At 65.8% G+C, this 17271-nt stretch carries 16 protein-coding genes; 9 read left to right on the top strand and 7 right to left on the bottom strand.

Features of this window, described 5'->3' with window-relative positions:
- The 5 genes from G3O00_RS29165 to G3O00_RS29145 form a co-directional block, all read left to right on the top strand.
- Positions 1–643 (top strand): N-acetylmuramoyl-L-alanine amidase (locus tag G3O00_RS29165; protein ID WP_206145097.1); only part of this gene is annotated, 643 nt, incomplete at its 5' end.
- Between the two features lie 54 nt (positions 644–697).
- The gene (locus G3O00_RS29160) at positions 698–1087 is read left to right on the top strand and encodes a lysozyme inhibitor LprI family protein (RefSeq protein WP_206145096.1); all 390 of its coding nucleotides are present in this window, start codon (positions 698–700) and stop codon (positions 1085–1087) included.
- Positions 1088–1180: 93 nt separating this feature from the next.
- Positions 1181–1759 (top strand): hypothetical protein, encoded by a 579-nt coding sequence (locus tag G3O00_RS29155; RefSeq protein ID WP_206145095.1) that lies wholly within the window; start codon positions 1181–1183, stop codon positions 1757–1759.
- A 139-nt stretch (positions 1760–1898) separates the two neighbouring features.
- On the top strand, positions 1899–2753 hold the full coding sequence (locus G3O00_RS29150; RefSeq protein ID WP_206145094.1) for a hypothetical protein: 855 nt from the start codon (positions 1899–1901) through the stop codon (positions 2751–2753).
- Positions 2750–3283, top strand: a complete 534-nt coding sequence (locus tag G3O00_RS29145; protein ID WP_206145093.1) for a GNAT family N-acetyltransferase — start codon at positions 2750–2752, stop codon at positions 3281–3283. The genes G3O00_RS29150 and G3O00_RS29145 overlap by 4 nt, the downstream gene beginning before the upstream one ends.
- On the opposite strand, the gene G3O00_RS29140 is transcribed toward G3O00_RS29145, so the two are convergent.
- Positions 3278–4198: a LysR family transcriptional regulator gene (locus G3O00_RS29140; RefSeq protein ID WP_206145092.1), complete on the bottom strand. Its 921-nt coding sequence runs from the start codon at positions 4196–4198 to the stop codon at positions 3278–3280. The genes G3O00_RS29145 and G3O00_RS29140 overlap by 6 nt on opposite strands.
- 153 nt (positions 4199–4351) lie before the next feature.
- Between G3O00_RS29140 and G3O00_RS29135 the strand changes: the two genes are divergently transcribed.
- Entirely contained in the window at positions 4352–5542 is a 1191-nt protein-coding gene (locus G3O00_RS29135) for an FAD-dependent oxidoreductase (protein ID WP_206145099.1), read from the top strand.
- Between the two features lie 128 nt (positions 5543–5670).
- Here the strand turns inward: G3O00_RS29135 and G3O00_RS29130 are convergent, their stop codons facing one another.
- The 6 genes from G3O00_RS29130 to G3O00_RS29105 form a co-directional block, all read right to left on the bottom strand.
- On the bottom strand, positions 5671–6984 hold the full coding sequence (locus tag G3O00_RS29130; protein ID WP_206145091.1) for a cytochrome c: 1314 nt from the start codon (positions 6982–6984) through the stop codon (positions 5671–5673).
- 39 nt (positions 6985–7023) lie between these two features.
- Entirely contained in the window at positions 7024–9276 is a 2253-nt protein-coding gene (locus G3O00_RS29125) for a xanthine dehydrogenase family protein molybdopterin-binding subunit (RefSeq protein WP_206145090.1), read from the bottom strand.
- Positions 9273–9734 (bottom strand): (2Fe-2S)-binding protein, encoded by a 462-nt coding sequence (locus G3O00_RS29120; protein WP_174935214.1) that lies wholly within the window; start codon positions 9732–9734, stop codon positions 9273–9275. The genes G3O00_RS29125 and G3O00_RS29120 overlap by 4 nt, the downstream gene beginning before the upstream one ends.
- Before the next feature lie 493 nt (positions 9735–10227).
- The gene (locus G3O00_RS29115; protein WP_206145089.1) at positions 10228–11574 is read right to left on the bottom strand and encodes a glutamine synthetase family protein; all 1347 of its coding nucleotides are present in this window, start codon (positions 11572–11574) and stop codon (positions 10228–10230) included.
- A 152-nt stretch (positions 11575–11726) separates the two neighbouring features.
- On the bottom strand, positions 11727–12284 hold the full coding sequence (locus G3O00_RS29110) for an XRE family transcriptional regulator (RefSeq protein WP_011354411.1): 558 nt from the start codon (positions 12282–12284) through the stop codon (positions 11727–11729).
- Between the two features lie 17 nt (positions 12285–12301).
- Positions 12302–13591: an FAD-binding oxidoreductase gene (locus G3O00_RS29105; RefSeq protein ID WP_011354410.1), complete on the bottom strand. Its 1290-nt coding sequence runs from the start codon at positions 13589–13591 to the stop codon at positions 12302–12304.
- A gap of 310 nt (positions 13592–13901) precedes the next feature.
- Between G3O00_RS29105 and codB the strand changes: the two genes are divergently transcribed.
- From codB to G3O00_RS29090, 3 genes are read left to right on the top strand one after another with little or no spacing between them, the layout of a single operon-like run.
- Complete coding sequence (gene codB, locus G3O00_RS29100; RefSeq protein ID WP_206145098.1) at positions 13902–15170, top strand: cytosine permease; 1269 nt, start codon at positions 13902–13904, stop codon at positions 15168–15170.
- Positions 15171–15213: 43 nt separating this feature from the next.
- Positions 15214–16467: a cytosine deaminase gene (gene codA, locus G3O00_RS29095; RefSeq protein WP_206145088.1), complete on the top strand. Its 1254-nt coding sequence runs from the start codon at positions 15214–15216 to the stop codon at positions 16465–16467.
- Positions 16468–16507: 40 nt separating this feature from the next.
- Complete coding sequence (locus tag G3O00_RS29090) at positions 16508–17185, top strand: TetR/AcrR family transcriptional regulator (protein WP_206145087.1); 678 nt, start codon at positions 16508–16510, stop codon at positions 17183–17185.
- The last annotated feature ends 86 nt before the right edge of the window (positions 17186–17271 follow it).

The following is a 17271-nucleotide window of genomic DNA, read 5'->3' as shown; positions in this document are numbered from 1 at the left end:
CGGCACCGCGCCCGCCTCCGGGCGCTACATCGTCGTCGACACCGGCCATACACCGGCTCACCCGGGCTCCACCGGGGCGAGCGGCCGCGTCGAGTACCTGTACAACCTCGACCTGTCCGCAGCGGTCGCCGAAAAACTCACCGCGCATGGCGACCGCGTGCTGCGCACGTCAGCTGACGGCCGCGAGATCGCGCTCGACCAGCGTTCGACGCAGGCGCCCGACGCGAACCTGTTCGTGTCGATCCATCACGACTCGATGCAGCAGCAGTTCATCGACGCGGGCCGGCAGCGCGAATTCCGCGGCTTCTCGGTGTTCGTGTCGGAACGCAATCCGCACTACGCGGAAAGCCTGCGTTGCGCGAAAGCGATCGCCGAGCGGCTGGTCGCGTCCGGCGAGCGGCCGTCGCTGTATCACGCACAGCCGATCCGCGGCGAGAATCGCCCGCTGATCGACCCGCAGCTCGGCATCCACCGCTTCGACGATCTCGTCGTGCTGCGCACCGCACCGATTCCGGCGGTGCTCGTCGAGGCCGGCGTGATCGTCAATCCGGACGAGGAAGCCCGGCTTGCGCGACGCGAGACGATCCAGAAGCTGTCCACCGCGATCGCCGGCGGGATCGACGCGTGCACGGCACCGCAATAAACAACGACAAGGCCCGTCGGGCCCAACGGTTTTCACCCAGTCAGGAGCATCACCATGAAAATGAAGAATCTGCTCGCATCCTGCGCACTGCTCGCGCTTGCCGCTCCATTCACCGCACACGCAGCCGGCTGCGCGAAGCCGCACAGCGCGTTCGACCAGGTGTATTGCAGCAGCACCCAGTTCTCGCAGACCGACCGTGACCTCAACGACGAGTACGGCCGCCTGCGCAAGCAACTGAGCAGCGACCAGCAGGCGACGCTGAAGGCCGGCCAGCTCGCGTGGTTGAAGCAACGCGATGCGCAGTGCAGCGAGACGCGCAACAACGGCTACCTCGTGGATATCCAGTGCGCGACCGACATGACGCAGTCGCGCCTGTCGTTCCTGCGCGAGCGTGAACGTGAGTGCACGAGCACGGGTTGCGTGACGTCGAAGCTCGGCGACTAAGGGCGTCGCGCGTGCCGCGCCGCGAAGCGTTTCGCGGCGCAGCGCTTCATGCCTTTTCGAACTTTCTGCTTCGGCACTGTGCAAGGAGTGGCGATGCGACATGAGTTCTCTGAAGTCCTCAACGATCTGGTCGACTATTTTCTCGTCGGCAATCTTCTGCTGCTGAAGCGCTTCAAGGAACAGCACAAGCTGCCTGACGACGTCGCGACTGCGTTCACGTCGAGCGACATCGGCGACCGTGCCGTGCTGGAAGGCATCGTCATTCCGCTGGCCGGCATCGAGAACCATCCGTACACGGTGATCTTCACGCTGGATGGCGCAACACCCGAATTGTTGAAGACGGGAAGCCGCCTGCAACATCGGCGCGGCGGGTACGTGCTACGCGTCGAACATCGTTCGATCATGCTCTACACGTGGCGGATTCTTGAACGCTTCAACGACGCAACGGTCAACGCACTGCTCGCGCGTTACCGTGAGCCGGGCAGGCCCGTGATCGAGATCGACAACGGCTGGTATGAGGTCGACATCCTCGGCGGAGAAGTCCCGCGCAACGGCTGGTTCGAACCTGCGTTCGAATTCGTGCTGAAGAAAACCGCCGCACCGGGCGATGCATCGCAGGTGGATATCAACTACCGTTTTTCGATCGACGGCAGCCTGGATCCAGTGGAATGAATCCGGCAGCAACGCGTGACGACTTCATGGCTTATTGATGCGTACTCAGTCAGCCCCGTTTCGATGGATCCCCGGAAGCGGATGTTCCCCTTCCGCATTGGCCAGACTGCGCTCGGCATTTCCGCGCCCGGACAAGCCGATGGGCGAAGCGTGGTTCATGGGAGAATCGCGACGGCTATTCGCCGAGTTGCAAGACGATCTGCAATCGATCGACATCGCGAAGCTCGACACGCCGCTCGAAGAAATCGTCGTCGGCACGTTCTCGTTCGGCCCGAGCGACGAATGGCAGCGGTGGTACCACTACTTGCTGGCGCACCTGACCCCGCGCAGCCACGATGGGCAGCACCACGCGCTGCTGGAGTGGTTGATCACGGGGTTCGTTTCGCAGCACCCCGATCGCGTATCACCCGAACCGTACCCGGGGTTTCGCCGCGATGTGCTCGACACGTTCGGGCAATGCCTGATGGATGCCCGATGCTGGCCATCCGGTGCACTCGATACGGCCGCGTGCTTCAACCACGCTCACGAACAGTCATTCAATACAGGCGACTGGTTCAATGCAAGCGGCAAATTCTCGTCGTCGATGTTCCTGTGCATCAAGTACCTGGATACGTCGGAACTTCATACGTGGCTGACATCGGTGCTGAGCATTGACGATCCGCGCTGGCGCGCGCAGCTCATGCTCTGGTTTGTCGGCGCGAACGACATGCTCTCCGGTCGTATCCGGCATCCGTCGGCATTCAGCCGCGCCGACTACCCGCGAATCGACTGGCAGGGGTCTCGCTGCCTGACCGGTTCGCCCGGCCGCGGCACCACTACACATGATTTCATTCCTCCCGCGCATCGCGAGGCAGCAGTCGACACGCTGCGAGCGTTCATGACCGAGGCCACGTTTCTCGCGTGGCTCCAGTCGCTTTGCCAGTACGAGCGCATTGAAAGCGAACTGGGCGACCTGCCGTATCGGTTCTATTCTCTTTACGGCGCAGACCAATGAACCTGATGAAAATCGACATCCGCCCCGCCACGCCCGCCGATGCCCCGGCCATCGCCGCGATCCACGTCGCATCGTGGCAGGCCACTTATCCGGGCATCATGCCGGCCCCGTTCCTCGCCGGCCTGTCGGTCGAGAAGCGCACCGCTTCGTGGCGTCACGCGCTCGACGCAGGACGGCCGCGTGTCGCGCTCGCGTTCTCGGAAAGCGAACCGACAGGCTGGATCGCCTACGGTCCGACCCGCGACACCGACAAGGATCGCACCTGGGGCGAAATCGAAGCGATCTACCTGCATCCGACGCATTGCGGGCAAGGCGTCGGCGCGGCGCTGGTCGATCATGCATGCGGTGCGCTGCACGACATGGGCCACGCATGGGTGTCGCTCTGGGTGCTGTTCAAAAACCGTCGTGCGCGGTCGTTCTATGAACGCGAGGGCTTCGTCGCCGAAGACGACATCAAGACGTTCGAGATCGACGGCACGCCAATCGAAGAAGTGCGTTACTGGCGCGCATTGCCGAAACGATCGTCATGACGGTATCGCGCCGTCCGGCGCCAGACGCGCCTGCATCAACTGCAGCAACTCGCGAATTTTCGCGTTGACCGAATTGCGGCTCGAATAGGCGCCCAGCAGTTCGAGCGGCGCCGGCGTCATCTCGAGCGGCACGCGCACCAGCCGCCCGGCGGCCAGCTCCGCCGCACACCCGCGTTCGACGAGAATCGCGAAGCCGATCCCGTTCACCGCGGCCAGCCCGGCCATCTCGCCGCTATTGACGCGATACCGGCTCGCGACCGGAATCTTGTGAATCCGCCCGTCATCGTCGGCGAATTGCCACGGCTGCCCTTTCAGCGTGCTCAACGTCGTGATGCACGGTAATTGCCTAAGCTGCTCCGTCCGGGTCGGCATGCCCGTGCGTTCGATCAGCGACGGCGCCGCCACGACGACGCTCGGCAAGCTCACGAGCGGCCTGACGACGAACGCACTGTCGTCCAGCTTGCCGCGATTGACGATGATCGACAGGTCGATATCGTCGCGCAACGTCGAGACGCCCGCGAGACTGGTATCGCAATCGATTTCGACACGCGGATGGCGGCTCGCGAATTCCGCGACGATCGGCCCGAGCATGCGCGGCCCGATTTCGCCGGGCACGCAGAGCTTCAGCACGCCACGCAACTCGGTTTGCTGCGAGGTCAGTTCGAATTCGGCGAGCGTCAGCGCGTCGAGCATCGGCTTCGCGCGCTCATGTAACAGGCGCCCGGCCTCCGTCATGCGAAGGTGCCGCGTGCTGCGCTCCAGCAAGCGCACACCCAGCCTCGATTCCAGTTGCGCCACATGGCGGCTCACATTGGAACCGGGTATCGACAGCACGCGCGCGGCGCCGGCAAAGCTGCCTTCGTCGACGACCGACACGAACACGCGCACCGCGTTCAGATCCAGCTTGCTGCGCATCATTATCCCGTTTTAGATATCAAAGCTCGCCGTTTTTCGCGGCTTATCCCGTTCGTGACCGTAATTTACGATGCGGATCCAGTCAAGGCGCGGCCGCCGACGCACAAACCCGCGACGACGCGAGCACGCGCCAACACCTACGGGAGCATCAACATGGATATCGCCATTCTCGGCGCCGGCGTGGCCGGCATGAGTACCGCGCTCGCGCTTGCCGGGCAAGGGCACCGGATCCGGCTCTACGAACGCAGGCCGTCCGAGACGACGATGGGCGCCGGCGTCGTGTTATGGCCGAATGCCGGCTTCGCGCTCGAGCAACTCGGCCTCCTGCCGGACATCGCCGAAGTCAGCGGCCACCTGCGCGCAATGCGGTGCATGGATCGGGACGGCGCCCCGATCAAGCGCGTCGACATCGGCGAACTCGATCGCCATATGGGGTTCCCAACGCGCTCGATACTGCGGCGCGACCTGCAGGCCGTGCTGGCGCGGCACGTCGCCGCGCACGACATCGAAGTCTGCTTCGGCCACTGCGCGACGGCGATCGACACCGGCATCGACGGCCGCCCCGTGGTTCATTTCGACAACGGCGCAACGATCGTCCCCGATCTCGTGATCGGCGCGGACGGCCGCATGAACTCCGTCGCGCGACGCCATGTGGTCGGCGACGCCACTCCCGTCTATCAGGGATTCGTCAACTGGATCGGCGTGGCGCAGAGCGATGCACCGCTGGTCGACGATGTGTCGATATTCGACTACTGGGGCCAGCGCGAGCGATTCGGCATCGTCGCGGTGGACCGGCATCGCATGTACTGGGCGGCGGCCCGGGCCGAGGCTGAAATCGACCATCACGACAACGACGATGCGGCGCCGGGTGATCACGGTCCGCTGCTGGAACGGCTCTTCGACGGGTGGCCCGCCCCCATCGCAGACGTGATGCGCGCAACGCCACCGGGCACGATCGCGAAGATCCACGTGCACGATCTCGATCCCGTCGATGTATGGCATCGCGGCAATGTGCTGCTGATCGGCGATGCCGCGCACGCACCACTCCCCACCTCCGGACAAGGTGCGTGCCAGGCGCTCGAGGACGCGTGGCATCTCGCCCGTTGCCTCGACGAGCATGGGAAGGGTAACGGTAGCGACCTCGACGCAGCGCTCGCGTCGTTCACGCAGCGGCGCACCCGGAAAACCGCGGCGATCACGCTGCGCGCACGCGAGTTCGCCCAGCGGCTATTCGGCAACGACACGCACGACGCCGCCCGGCAGGTCGATCCGACAGCCGAAATCGAAGCACTCGCGAACGCTTGGGGGGCGGGCCTGCCGATGCCGTTCCTTCGGGATCGATAGGCCTTAATGATGACGCGGTACGCCGGGAAGTCGCGTCGGTCGATGAACCGCACACGACTTCCCGGATCGTCCTGACGCAACCGTTCAGGCCCGGTAAAACCGGGCTGCCTTTCGCGTGTACCCGACCGTCATTGCACACGCGCCTTGCCGACTTGCTCGACGGTGACCACGCCTTGCTTCGAGCCGAAGTGACTCAGCACGAAGTTCGCGACCGCCGCGATATCCGCATCGCTGTACGCGGCGCCGAAACCCGGCATCTGCTGCGTGCGGCCGCCGACGGTCAGGCTGGTGCCGTGCAGCAGCACCTGAACGAGCGCCGCGCCGGACGGATCGTTGACCGCATGCGCGCCGACGAGCGACGCATATTCGCTCTGGCGACCGGCACCGTTCCACTGGTGACAGCCCGCGCAGTCGCCGGCAAAGAGCCGCTGGCCGCGTTCGAGCGCCTGCGGCAGCGACGCCGCCCCCGGCAGCACCGCGTTCGACGCACGCGCGGCCGACGGATCGAGTTCGATCTTGCCCGTCTGCCCGCCCGTGACCGGACTCACGCTGCGCAGATACACGACCATCGACGCGATGTCGTTCTGCGTCAGGTACTGCAGACTGTGCTCGACCACGTCCGCCATCGGGCCGGCCGCCGAGCTGCGTCCCGGTGCATGGCCGCGCGACAGGTACTGCGCAATCTGTTCGTCGGTCCACGAGCCGAGGCCGTATGCCTGGTCGGACGTCGTGTTGTATGCCTTCCAGCCTTCGATGTCGGCACCGGACAGATAGTCGCGCGACTTCATCGCGAAGCCGACGTTGCGCGGCGTATGGCATTCGCCGCAATGGCCGAGCGCGCCGGCCAGATAGGCGCCGCGATTCCACTCCACGCTCTGTTTCGGATCCGGCGCGAAGCGCTGCCCGCGGAAGAACACGGCGTTCCACGCGGCCAGGCCCCAGCGCTGGTTGAACGGGAACGACAGTGCGTTGTCGGGCGGGGCCTGATGCACCGGTTCGAGCGTCATCAGGTACTGCCGGATCGCCAGCACGTCGTCGCGACTCATTTCGGCATACGACGTATACGGCATCGCCGGATACAGGTTGCCGTGCGAACCCACGCCTTCGCGCACCGCGCGAACGAACGCGTCGTCCGACCAGTTGCCGATGCCGGTTGCCTTGTCCGGCGTGAGGTTGGTGGAATACAGCTGCCCGAACGGCAGCTTGAACGGCCTGCCGCCGGCGTAAGGCGTGCCGCCCACGGCCGTATGGCACGCGACGCAGTCGGCGGCCTTCGCCAGATACTCGCCGCGCGCGAGGGTCGCAGACAGGTCGGCCGGCGTGCCGGCGACCGGCGGTTGGGGTTCGGTGCCAGCGGGGGTCAGCCACGCGCGGCCGGCCACACCGGCCGCGACCACGATGACGGCCGCAACGGCATAGCCGATGACTCGACGAAATTTCACGATGGATGCTTCTCTTGAATTCGATAGGAACGCGAACGGTCAGGCCGGACGCAGCGTGTCTCGCATCGGCAGCGACCGGAACGTGGTGCCGGTTGCGGCCGTCAGCGCGTTCGCGACGGCCGGCGCGGCCGGCGGCACGCCGGGTTCGCCGATACCGCTCGGCGGCTCCTGCGACGGCACGACGTGCACTTCGACATGCGGCATGCCGTTCATGCGCAGGACCGGGTAGTCGTTGAAGTTGCCTTGCTGCACACGCCCGTTCTCCAGCGTGATTGCCGCGCGCAGGAACGTGAGGCCGAAGCCGATCCCGCCTTCCACCTGCGACGCGACCACGTCGGGATTCACGACGGTGCCGCAATCGACCGCACAGACGATGCGGTCGATCGTGAACGTGCCGTCCTGCAGCACCGTGACTTCCGCGACCTGCGCCACATACGTGCCGAACGCGAATTGCAGCGCGATGCCTCGCCCGCGCTTCGTGCCGGGCGCACCGGCACGCAGCGGGGCCGACCAGCCGGCCTTCTGCGCGACCAGGTCGAGTACGCCGCGATGGCGCGGCATCTTCGTGAGCAACGCACGGCGGAACGCGTACGGGTCCTTGCCTGCCGCATGCGCGGCCTCGTCCATCAGCGTCTCGCCGACGAACGCCGCATGCGTATGGCCGACCGAGCGCATCCATTGCGTCTTCACCGCGAGCGTCTGGATGTGCTGCGTCACCTTGAAGTGCGGGATCTCGTACGGAATATCGGCGGACCCTTCGACGAGCGTCGGATCGACGCCGGACGGCAGCGGCGCGAAGAAGCTCTGCCCCACCACGTCCTGGTTCCACGACACGAGGTTCCCGCCCTTGTCCACGGCGAGCCGGACCCGGTGCAGGGTCGCCGGCCGGTAGAAGCCGGCGCGCATGTCGTCCTCGCGCATCCACACGAGCTTGACCGGCGCGTCGATCCCTTGCGCACGCGCAGCGCGGGCGATCCGCGCCGCCTCGCACACGTAGTCGCCGACCGGGTTTGCGCGGCGGCCGAAGCTGCCGCCCGCGTACAGCTGGTTGATCGTCACCTGCTCCGGCTTGAGGCCGACTTCCTTCGCGACGATGACCTGGTCGCCGGTATGCCACTGCTCGCCGTTCCAGATCTCGCAGCGATCCGCATGCAACCACACGACGCAATTCAGCGGCTCCATCGGCGCGTGCGACAGATACGGCTGCTCGTAGGTCGCGTCGATGAATTTGCCGCCCGAAGGCGCTTCGCTCACCACGTTGCCGCGCGTGACAGCGACCACGCCCGGCTTGCCGAGCGCGGCCCGGTACTGCTTCGAGATGTCGGCGGAACCGAGCGCCAGCGCGTGCGTATCGTCCCACGTGATCTTCAGTGCGTCGCGCCCCTGGCGCGCCACCCACGTATTGCGCGCCAGCACCGCGACGCCGCCCTGCACGTTGTCGTCGCCCGGCACCTGGACGACCGCGACCACGCCGGGGATCGCCTTCGCCTTGCTCGCGTCGACGTGACGGACCTTGCCCCACATGCGCGGCGGATGGGCGATCACCGCGACCAGCATGCCGGGCAGCTTCACGTCCTGCGTATAGATCGCCGAACCGTTGACCTTCGCGGGAATATCGACGCGCCGCGTGTCGCGTTTGCCGATCAGCTTGAAGTCGGCCCGCTGCTTGACGGCGACCTTCGGCGGCACCGGCTCGCGCGCCGCATCGGCGGCGAGCTGGCCGAAGCCCGCGCGGCGGCCCGATGCGGCGTGGACGATCACGCCGTCCTCGATGCGCAGCGACGCCGGATCGACCTTCCACTTCCGTGCGGCGGCCGACAGCAGCATCGCGCGCGCGGTGGCGGCCGCTTCGCGCATCACCGTCCACGAGCCAGCCATCGCGGTACTGCCGCCCGTCGCCTGGATCTTCCAGCCCATCTTCGCGAACATCGGGTTCACGTAGCGCGTCGCATCGGCCTGTGCCGCCACGACCCGCACCTTGTCGAGACCGATGTCGAGTTCATCCGCCGCGAGCGTCGCGATGCCGGTGAACGTGCCCTGCCCCATTTCGAGGTACTCGGACACGACGCTGACGATGCCGTCGGCGCCGATGCGAATAAAAGCGTTCGGCTCGAACGACACGCCTGCGGTTGCCGGCGCGACCGATTTGGCGAGCGCGATCTCGCCGCTGAAACCGACCGCGAGCGTGAGCGCGGCCATGTTGCCGAGAAACGTGCGGCGCGAAGCCGATGCGATGCCGTCAGCGGATTCCGGCGTGCCGGCCGATTGCCGGGAGCGTGTGGACTGGCTCATGCCTTGAGGTTCTCCGCGGCTTTGTGGATCGCGACGCGGATCCGCTGATAGGTCGCACAGCGACAGATGTTCCCGCTCATCGCGGCATCAATGTCGCCATCCGTCGGATCGGGTTTCACGGTCAGCAGCGCGACCGCCGACATCACCTGCCCGGACTGGCAATAGCCGCACTGCGGCACCTGTTCGTCGATCCACGCTTTCTGCACGGCCTGGCCGACCTTCTTCTCGTGTGCGGCCTCGATCGTCGTGACGTTGCGGCCATCGAGCGTACCGATCGGCGTCACGCACGCGCGCATCGGCTGACCTTCGACATGCACCGTGCATGCGCCGCACAGCGCCATGCCGCAGCCGAATTTCGTTCCCGTCAGCCCGAGCTCGTCGCGCAGGTACCAGAGCAGCGGCATGTCGGGATCGCCAGCGAACTGATGCCGCTGACCGTTGATGGTGATATCTGTCATTCTGTCTGACCTATTCTGTGGGGAACCGGGTTCGACAGCCGGCTGCAGCAGGCCGGACGACACATCCGGCTGGTCGCAGGCATGCCTCGCGGCACGAACGCACTGGACGAACCCGCGACGCTTGCGCGCACGATGCATCGATGCGAAAGCTCGCATCGCCGAACGCGCGCGGTAAAGGACGGGGAAACCGGAAAACTATAGTCGGCACGTACCGCGCCGGTAAGACTCGAAATTGTGAGAATGTTGCCTATTCGTCCGAAAGTGAACGCGCCCCTGAAGGGGCGTGCATGGACGATACGGGCCGCGGCGGTCGGCTGACCGACGCAGGGTCGAACGAAGGGCAGGCGCACGCGCCGGGCGGCGTGCGATGCGCGTGCGCGCTGCGCGCCGGCCGTGCATGCGGTCGTGCATGCGGCCGGCGTGATGCCAGTTGTCGCGCCGGCTCGTCGTCCGGCGGCTTGCGCAGCGGGCGAGTGCCCGGTCGATCAGTCGATCACAAGAACCACCGATACTCCCGCGCCCCGATTTCATTGCGGAAATCCAGCTCTTCCTGCCGCTTGTTCTCGCAATACACCATCACGAACTCGCTGCCGAGCCCTTCGCGCACGGCCGCATGATCCTGCATCGACGCGACGGCCGACAGCATCTCCTTCGGGAAATCGATCCCGCTGCCGCGATCCTCGTTGAGCGGCGCGATCGGCTCGAGCTTCGCGTCGAGCCCGTGCTCCATCCCGCTGAGAATCGCCGCGAGCACGAGATACGGGTTCGCGTCCGCACTCGCGAGCCGGTGCTCGATCCGCAGGTTGCGCGCATCCGATTCGGGAATCCGGATGCACGCATCACGATCCTCGAAGCCCCAGCTCGCGCGGCTCGCCGCGTTCACCATCGAACCGTAACGCCGGAACGCGTTGTGATTCGGCGCGAACACCGGCATGCAATGCGGCAGCAGGGCGAGGCATCCGGCCACCGCGTGTCGCAGCGGCCGCTGCCCGTCCGCCGCGAGCAGGTTGCGCCCCGCCTCGTCGTAGAGGCTCACGTGCACGTGCATCCCGCTGCCCGGCGCATGCAGGTACGGCTTGCCCATGAAGCTCGCGCGATAACCGTGCTGCAACGCGACGCCGCGCGTGCTGCGGCAGAACATCGCCGACCAGTCGGCCGCGCGCAGTCCGTCGTCGCAATGGCCGAAGTTGATCTCGAACTGGCCCGGCCCGAGCTCGGCAGTGATCACGGTCGCGTCGATTCCCTGCACGCACGCGACGTCGACCATTTCGTGCAGCACGTCGGAGAAGCGCGACAGGCGCTCGATATGCATGTTCGGCTGATCGTCGCGATCATCGGACAGGCGGTCGCGCGGATACTTCGGCATCCCCTCTTCGAGCTGCGCGGCGAACAGGTAGAACTCGAGCTCGAACGCGACGACCGGCCGGATGCCGCGCCGCGCGAGCCGCTTCAGCACGCGCGCGAGCACCTCGCGCGGCTCGAACTCGACCGGCGCGTCGGTGCCGTCCGTCGTGATCAGCATCTGCCCGAGCGGCTGCTTCTCCCAGGTCACCGGCTTCAGCGTGCCGGGGATCAGCCGTCGCACGGCGTCCGGGTCGCCGTCGTTGAAACAGTAGTCGCCGATCTTGTAGAGCCCGCCCTGCGTGCCGAGCAGGATGCAGTTCTGCGGCAGCTTCAGCAGCGAGCCAGCCGCCACCTTTTCGAGCGCATCGATCGGGTAGCGCTTGCCATAGAAATGTCCGGGCAGGTCGAGGCAGATCAGGTCGACATAACGGATCTCGGGGTGCGCCTGCCGGAATGCGCGGACTTCATCGACCAGCGCGGGAACGACGTCAGCCATGTCTCATCCTTTCCATGTCTTGTATGGCGGTGCCGCAACGCGGCGAACCGGATTCACGCGGCACGCCGGACCACGCACGCCGCATTTCAATCAGTACTGCAAACAGGCTGCGTGGCGCGGCGGCCTGGAGCACCGCCCGCCCCGCCGACAACTCAGGTGAATACCCAGATCACGCGCGTCGGCGCGTCGGTCAGGTTGGCATAGCGAAAGCGCTTGTGCGCGGGAAGCTGGAATGCGTCGTTCGGGCCGAGCGTGACGGGCGTATCGTCGCCGTCGATCCACACCGTCAGCTCGCCTTCGAGCACGAAACCGCCCTGCTCGTCGCTGTCGTCGACGGGCCGCTCGCCGCTGCTCGCACCCGGCGCGAGATGGCTTTCGAGGATCGAGAAGCGCGAGCGCATGTTCGGCGACACGAGGATGTCGGTAATGCCGGCCGCGTAATACACGGTGCGCCGCTCGTCGGGCCGCGTCACCCACGGCACGCTGCGCGGTTTGCTCAGGCTGTAGAAATAGGTGGTCGGCACACCGAGCACCTCGCCGATCGCGGTGAGATCCGCCACCGTCGGGCGCGACAGCCCGCGCTCGACCTGCGACAGAAAGCCGACCGAGCGGCCGATCCGTTCCGCGAGATCGTTGAGCGTGACCTTGCGATGCTTGCGCAGGTCGCGGATCAGGATCGCCAGGCTTTCTATCTCTTCCTGTTCATTCATGGTGGGTTCCGGTGCAGTCAGACGGTATCGCGCAGACGGTACCAGGCCTTGCCGATCGCTTCCAGCGGCGCGGCGAGCCGGTCGCCGCCGGGGAAGCGCGGATTGCGGATGCGCTGGTACTGCGCGAGCAGGCGTTCGTCGCCGAGCACCGCGTCGGCCACCGCGCGCGCGCCGGCGAGCGTCGGCAGCACGCCGTGCCCCGAGAAGCCCTGCAGCCAGAAGCGCTGCCCGTGGCGGCCGATGTCGGGCGTGCGGCGCATGCTGATGTCGATATGGCCGCCCCACGCGTAATCGAGCGGCACGCCGGCCAGTTGCGGGAACACGCGCTCGAGGTGCGGGCGCGTCGCCGCCGCGATATCGGCCGGAATGCCGCCGAGATACGTGCAGCCGCCGCCGAACAGCAGCCGGTTGTCCGGGCTCAGGCGGAAATAATCGGGCACGAACTGGTTGTCGATCACGCAACTGTTCTGCGGCAGCAGCGAACGGGCAACGTCGGGCGCGAGCGGCGCGGTCGCGACCTGGTACGTGCCGACCGGCAGCAGCCGGCGCGCGAGATCGCGATCGAGCCGGTCGACATACGCGTTGCAGGCCAGCACGAGCACGTCCGCGCGCACTTCGCCGCGCGCCGTGCGGGCAATGTGGCCGCCAGCCGTCTCGCGGCAGTCGAGCACGCGGCTCTGCTCGAAGATGCGGCCGCCCGTGCGTTCGATCGTCTGCGCAAGGCCGAGCGCGAGCTTCAGCGGATTCAGGTGGCCGGCCTCGGGATCGTGCAGCGCAGCAAGATAACGCGTGCCGCCGATCCATTCGGGCATCTCGTCACGGCCGATCACGCGCAGCCGATCGTAGCCCCAGCGCTCGGCCGCCTCGTCGCGAGCCTGCTCGAGCAGCGCGACGCGCCGCGGCCGCACGGCCGCCCATAGGCTACCGGGCCGGTAATCGATGTCGAAACCGTGCGTGGCCGGCAGTTCGCGCACCTCGGCCGCGGCCCAGCGCATGCTGTCCCACAGCAGGCGCGCGCCGTCGCGGCCGAGCGAATCCTCGAGCGGCTGCATGTCGCACGACCAGCCGAGCAGCGCCTGCCCGCCGTTGCGGCCCGATGCAGCCCACGCGACGCGGCTCGCTTCGAGCACGACGACGCGCTTGCCGGCGAGCGCCAGGCGCAACGCCGTATGCAGCCCGCTGAAACCCGCGCCGACGACGAGCACGTCGGCGTCGATGCGTTCGTCCAGTTCCGGACGATGCGGGATCGGCGCCGGGTAGGTGCCGGCGTAGTAGCTTGCGACGTGACGGTCGGACTGCACGAACATGCGGACTCCCGTGAAAATTGCGCCGAGAAATTTCATGAAAAATTAGCACGGCAATTTCACGGAGGCAAGCGGGCAAAAAAACGGCGCCTCAGCCGATACACGAACGCGTTGCGCGTGAACCGGGGAGACCCGGTGAATGTTCCCGCCATCCATTCGGACGAAATTTTTACCCTTGTAAAAATTTTGGACTGCGAGAATGACGCGCTGAAACAGCGCGTCACCCATCCAAGCACGGCCCCCGTAACCCCTTTCAGACCCAACCCAATCGCTGACGGGAGACAAGATGCCCACGAACCGGGATGCAAGCCCGATGGACGAATCGGATCACGGAGAATTCTCGCTGAGCGAAGTCCCGCTCGAGAAACGCACCGGATTTCTGTCCATCACGATGGTGTTGTTGAGTTTCACGTTCTTCACGGGAACGATGTTTGCCGGCGGCAAGATCGGTGTCGCCTTCGACGTCGTCAGCATGATCCAGATCGCCGTCATCGGAAACCTGTTGCTCGCCGCCTATGCGGCATCGCTTGCGCTGATTGCCGCCCGCAGCGGCCTGAATGCGGTCCTGATGGGGCGATTCTGCTTCGGGGAAGTGGGCAGCAAGCTGTCCGATTTCCTGCTCGGCTTCGCCGAACTCGGCTGGTACGCATGGGGAACCGCGACGGTGGCGATCGTGTTGGTCAAGCTGCTGGGTTGGCCGCACTCCGTTACCACGCCGCTGATGATCCTCTTCGGCTTCGGATTTTCCATCACGGCCATCATCGGCTATCGCGGCATGGATGTGCTGTCGCGCGTCTCCGTGCCGTTGATGTTCGTGCTCCTGATGACGTCGATGTGGATCGCGACCCGCGACATCGGCGGGTGGGCCGGCCTCACGCATATCGCGCCGTCTCATCCGATGCAGTTCTCGGCCGCCGTGACCATGGTCATCGGCACCTTTGCCAGCGGCGCGACCCAGGCAACCAACTGGACCCGCCTCGCACGCAGCGCGCGCAGCGCCGTCTCGGCCAGCCTGATCGGCTTCTTCGCGGGCAACGGCCTGATGATCATCGCGGGCGCATACTGCGCGATCGTCTATCAGCAAGCCGACATCGTCGAGGTGATGATGCTGCAGGGCCTGTCGATCGCGGCAGTCGTGATGCTGTGCCTCAATCTGTGGACCATCCAGGGGCCGACGATGTACAACGTGGCGGCCGCCGGATGCCATCTGCTGCGCACCGAACGGCGCCGCACGCTCGTACTCGTGGGCGCGGCGATCGGCATCGTGCTCGCGGTCGGCGGGATGTACGAGTTGCTGATACCGTTCCTGGTGCTGCTCGGCTCGATCATTCCGCCGGTCGGCGGCGTGATCATGGCGGACTACTGGTACCGTCATCGCGGGCAATACCCGTCGCTTGCCGCCGCCCGCCTTCCGCGCTTCAACGTGGTCGGCCTGGCCGCGTATGCAATCGGCGCGGGACTCGCCTATACATCGCCGTGGATCGCACCGATCGTCGGCATCGCGGCGTCCGCCGCAGCCTACATCGTGCTGCTGCAGATTGCCCGCGCGTTCACGCGCGAGCCGTCCGTTCAGGGTGAATGATTCCGCTGCGCGCCCTCCCTCCCACAAAACTACAGGAATCCTCATGAAAATCATCAACGCCAGATTGCGTGGCCGTAGCGGCCTCTTCACGATCGACATCGATGCGGGCACGATTCGCGACATCGGCCTCCAGCCGTCGCCGCTGACGTCTCAAGGGGACGACGTCGTCGATGCGGGCAGCCATCTCGTCATCCCGCCGCTGGTCGAGCCGCATATCCACCTGGATGCGACGTTGACCGCCGGTGAACCCGAGTGGAACATGAGCGGCACGCTGTTCGAAGGGATCGAGCGGTGGGGCCAGCGCAAGGCCACCATTACCCATGAGGATACGAAAGCCCGCGCCCACACCACGATCGGCATGTTGCGCGACAACGGCATCCAGCACGTGCGCACGCACGTGGACGTCACCGATCACACGCTTGCCGCGTTGAAGGCGATGCTCGAGGTCAGGGACGAAGCACGCGATCTCATCGATCTGCAGATCGTCGCCTTCCCTCAGGAAGGCATCGAGTCGTTCGAGAACGGACGTGCACTGATGGAGCGCGCAATCGACATGGGGGCCGACGTCGTGGGCGGCATTCCGCATTTCGAGAACACGCGCGACCAGGGCGTGAGCTCCATCAAGTTCCTGATGGAACTTGCGGAGCGCAAGGACTGCCTGGTCGACGTTCATTGCGACGAAACCGACGATCCGCAATCGCGCTTCCTGGAAGTGCTTGCCGAGGAAGCACGGATTCGGGAGATGGGTACCCGCGTCACCGCCAGCCACACGACCGCGATGGGTTCCTACGACAACGCCTACTGCTCGAAGCTGTTCCGGTTGCTGAAGCGGTCGGAAATCCATTTTGTTTCGTGTCCGACCGAAAGCATCCACCTGCAGGGGCGTTTCGACACCTTCCCGAAGCGACGCGGCATTACGCGTGTCGCGGAACTCGATCGCGCCGGCATCAACGTGTGCTTCGGACAGGATTCGATCAAGGATCCGTGGTATCCCATCGGCAACGGCAACATCCTGCGCATCCTCGACGTCGGCTTGCACGTGTGCCACATGCTCGGCTACGAAGACCTGCAGCGATGCCTCGACTTCGTGACGGAGCACAGCGCCCATGCGATGTCCCTGGGGGACCGCTATGGCATCGCTGTCGGGCGGCCGGCCAATCTGCTGATCCTCGACGCGGATTCCGACTATGAAGTGGTTCGCACGCAGGCCAAGGTGCGATTGTCGATCCGTGCCGGGAAGGTCATCATGCAGCGCGCGCCTGAACGCATCACCTATCCTGACGCAGGCACGCGTTGAGCGGGCGACGCCGCGGGTCCGACATACGGGAGGAAGCATCGTGACGAACCCGTCCGAGCCGACTGCAGGAACGCCCGGCCGGCCTCACGGCCGGCGCGAAGCGCTGCGCGACAATCTCGAGGCGACCATTCTCGCCGCTGCCGAAGAATCGTTTGCCATTGACGGATTCGCGGGCAGTTCCGTTGCGACTATCGCAGCGGCCGCCGGGCTGTCGAAGCAGAACCTGATGTACTACTTCCCCACGAAGCTGGCGCTCTACCAGCGCGTGCTGGACGACGTATTGCGGGACTGGCTCGGCAGGATGCGGGAGTTTGCGGCGCCCGATCACGAGCCCGCGGAAGCCATGTCGGCCTATATCCGGGCCAAACTCGAATTCTCCCGAAATCGCCCGCATGGATCGCGGGTTTTTGCGCTGGAGATCATCGGCGGGGCCAAGACCTACGGAAAGGAAATCCGCAAGCAACTGATTCCGGTGTTGCGCGACGACATCCGGGTGCTCGAACGCTGGATCGAGGAAGGCAAGGTCCGACAGGTCAATGCCGAGCACCTGTTCTTCCTGATCTGGGCAGCCACGCAGGCGTATGCGGATTTCGCCCCCCAGATGCTGCTGGTGCTCGGCAAGCGTGCGCTGGGAAACGACGATTTCGACGCGGCTTACCGCACGATCTCGGACCTGGTGCTCAACGCGCTGATCATCGGCGACGGAAAGACGGATTGACCGCCTGACTGCCTGACCGCTTGACCGCCTCCGTCGCCATTCATGCACGCCCCCGACGCCGCCAACACTCGCCGGGGAACCGCCGA

The sequence above is a fragment of the Burkholderia sp. Ac-20384 genome, from assembly GCF_017104605.1.
In the GTDB taxonomy this organism is placed as follows: domain Bacteria; phylum Pseudomonadota; class Gammaproteobacteria; order Burkholderiales; family Burkholderiaceae; genus Burkholderia; species Burkholderia lata.
The sequence above is the reverse complement of the archived record's forward strand: the minus strand, read 5'-3'. Positions and strand labels throughout refer to the sequence as shown.

Excerpts from the sequence above, each read along its gene's own strand:
- G3O00_RS29110 (WP_011354411.1), bottom strand. The coding sequence starts at position 12,284 with ATGAATGAACAGGAAGAGATAGAAAGCCTGGCGATCCTGATCCGCGAC.
- codA (WP_206145088.1), top strand. The coding sequence starts at position 15,214 with ATGAAAATCATCAACGCCAGATTGCGTGGCCGTAGCGGCCTCTTCACG.
- G3O00_RS29125 (WP_206145090.1), bottom strand. The coding sequence starts at position 9,276 with ATGAGCCAGTCCACACGCTCCCGGCAATCGGCCGGCACGCCGGAATCC.
- codB (WP_206145098.1), top strand. The coding sequence starts at position 13,902 with ATGGACGAATCGGATCACGGAGAATTCTCGCTGAGCGAAGTCCCGCTC.
- G3O00_RS29140 (WP_206145092.1), bottom strand. The coding sequence starts at position 4,198 with ATGCGCAGCAAGCTGGATCTGAACGCGGTGCGCGTGTTCGTGTCGGTC.
- G3O00_RS29120 (WP_174935214.1), bottom strand. The coding sequence starts at position 9,734 with ATGACAGATATCACCATCAACGGTCAGCGGCATCAGTTCGCTGGCGAT.
- G3O00_RS29160 (WP_206145096.1), top strand. The coding sequence starts at position 698 with ATGAAAATGAAGAATCTGCTCGCATCCTGCGCACTGCTCGCGCTTGCC.
- G3O00_RS29115 (WP_206145089.1), bottom strand. The coding sequence starts at position 11,574 with ATGGCTGACGTCGTTCCCGCGCTGGTCGATGAAGTCCGCGCATTCCGG.
- G3O00_RS29105 (WP_011354410.1), bottom strand. The coding sequence starts at position 13,591 with ATGTTCGTGCAGTCCGACCGTCACGTCGCAAGCTACTACGCCGGCACC.
- G3O00_RS29135 (WP_206145099.1), top strand. The coding sequence starts at position 4,352 with ATGGATATCGCCATTCTCGGCGCCGGCGTGGCCGGCATGAGTACCGCG.
- G3O00_RS29145 (WP_206145093.1), top strand. The coding sequence starts at position 2,750 with ATGAACCTGATGAAAATCGACATCCGCCCCGCCACGCCCGCCGATGCC.
- G3O00_RS29155 (WP_206145095.1), top strand. The coding sequence starts at position 1,181 with ATGCGACATGAGTTCTCTGAAGTCCTCAACGATCTGGTCGACTATTTT.
- G3O00_RS29150 (WP_206145094.1), top strand. The coding sequence starts at position 1,899 with ATGGGCGAAGCGTGGTTCATGGGAGAATCGCGACGGCTATTCGCCGAG.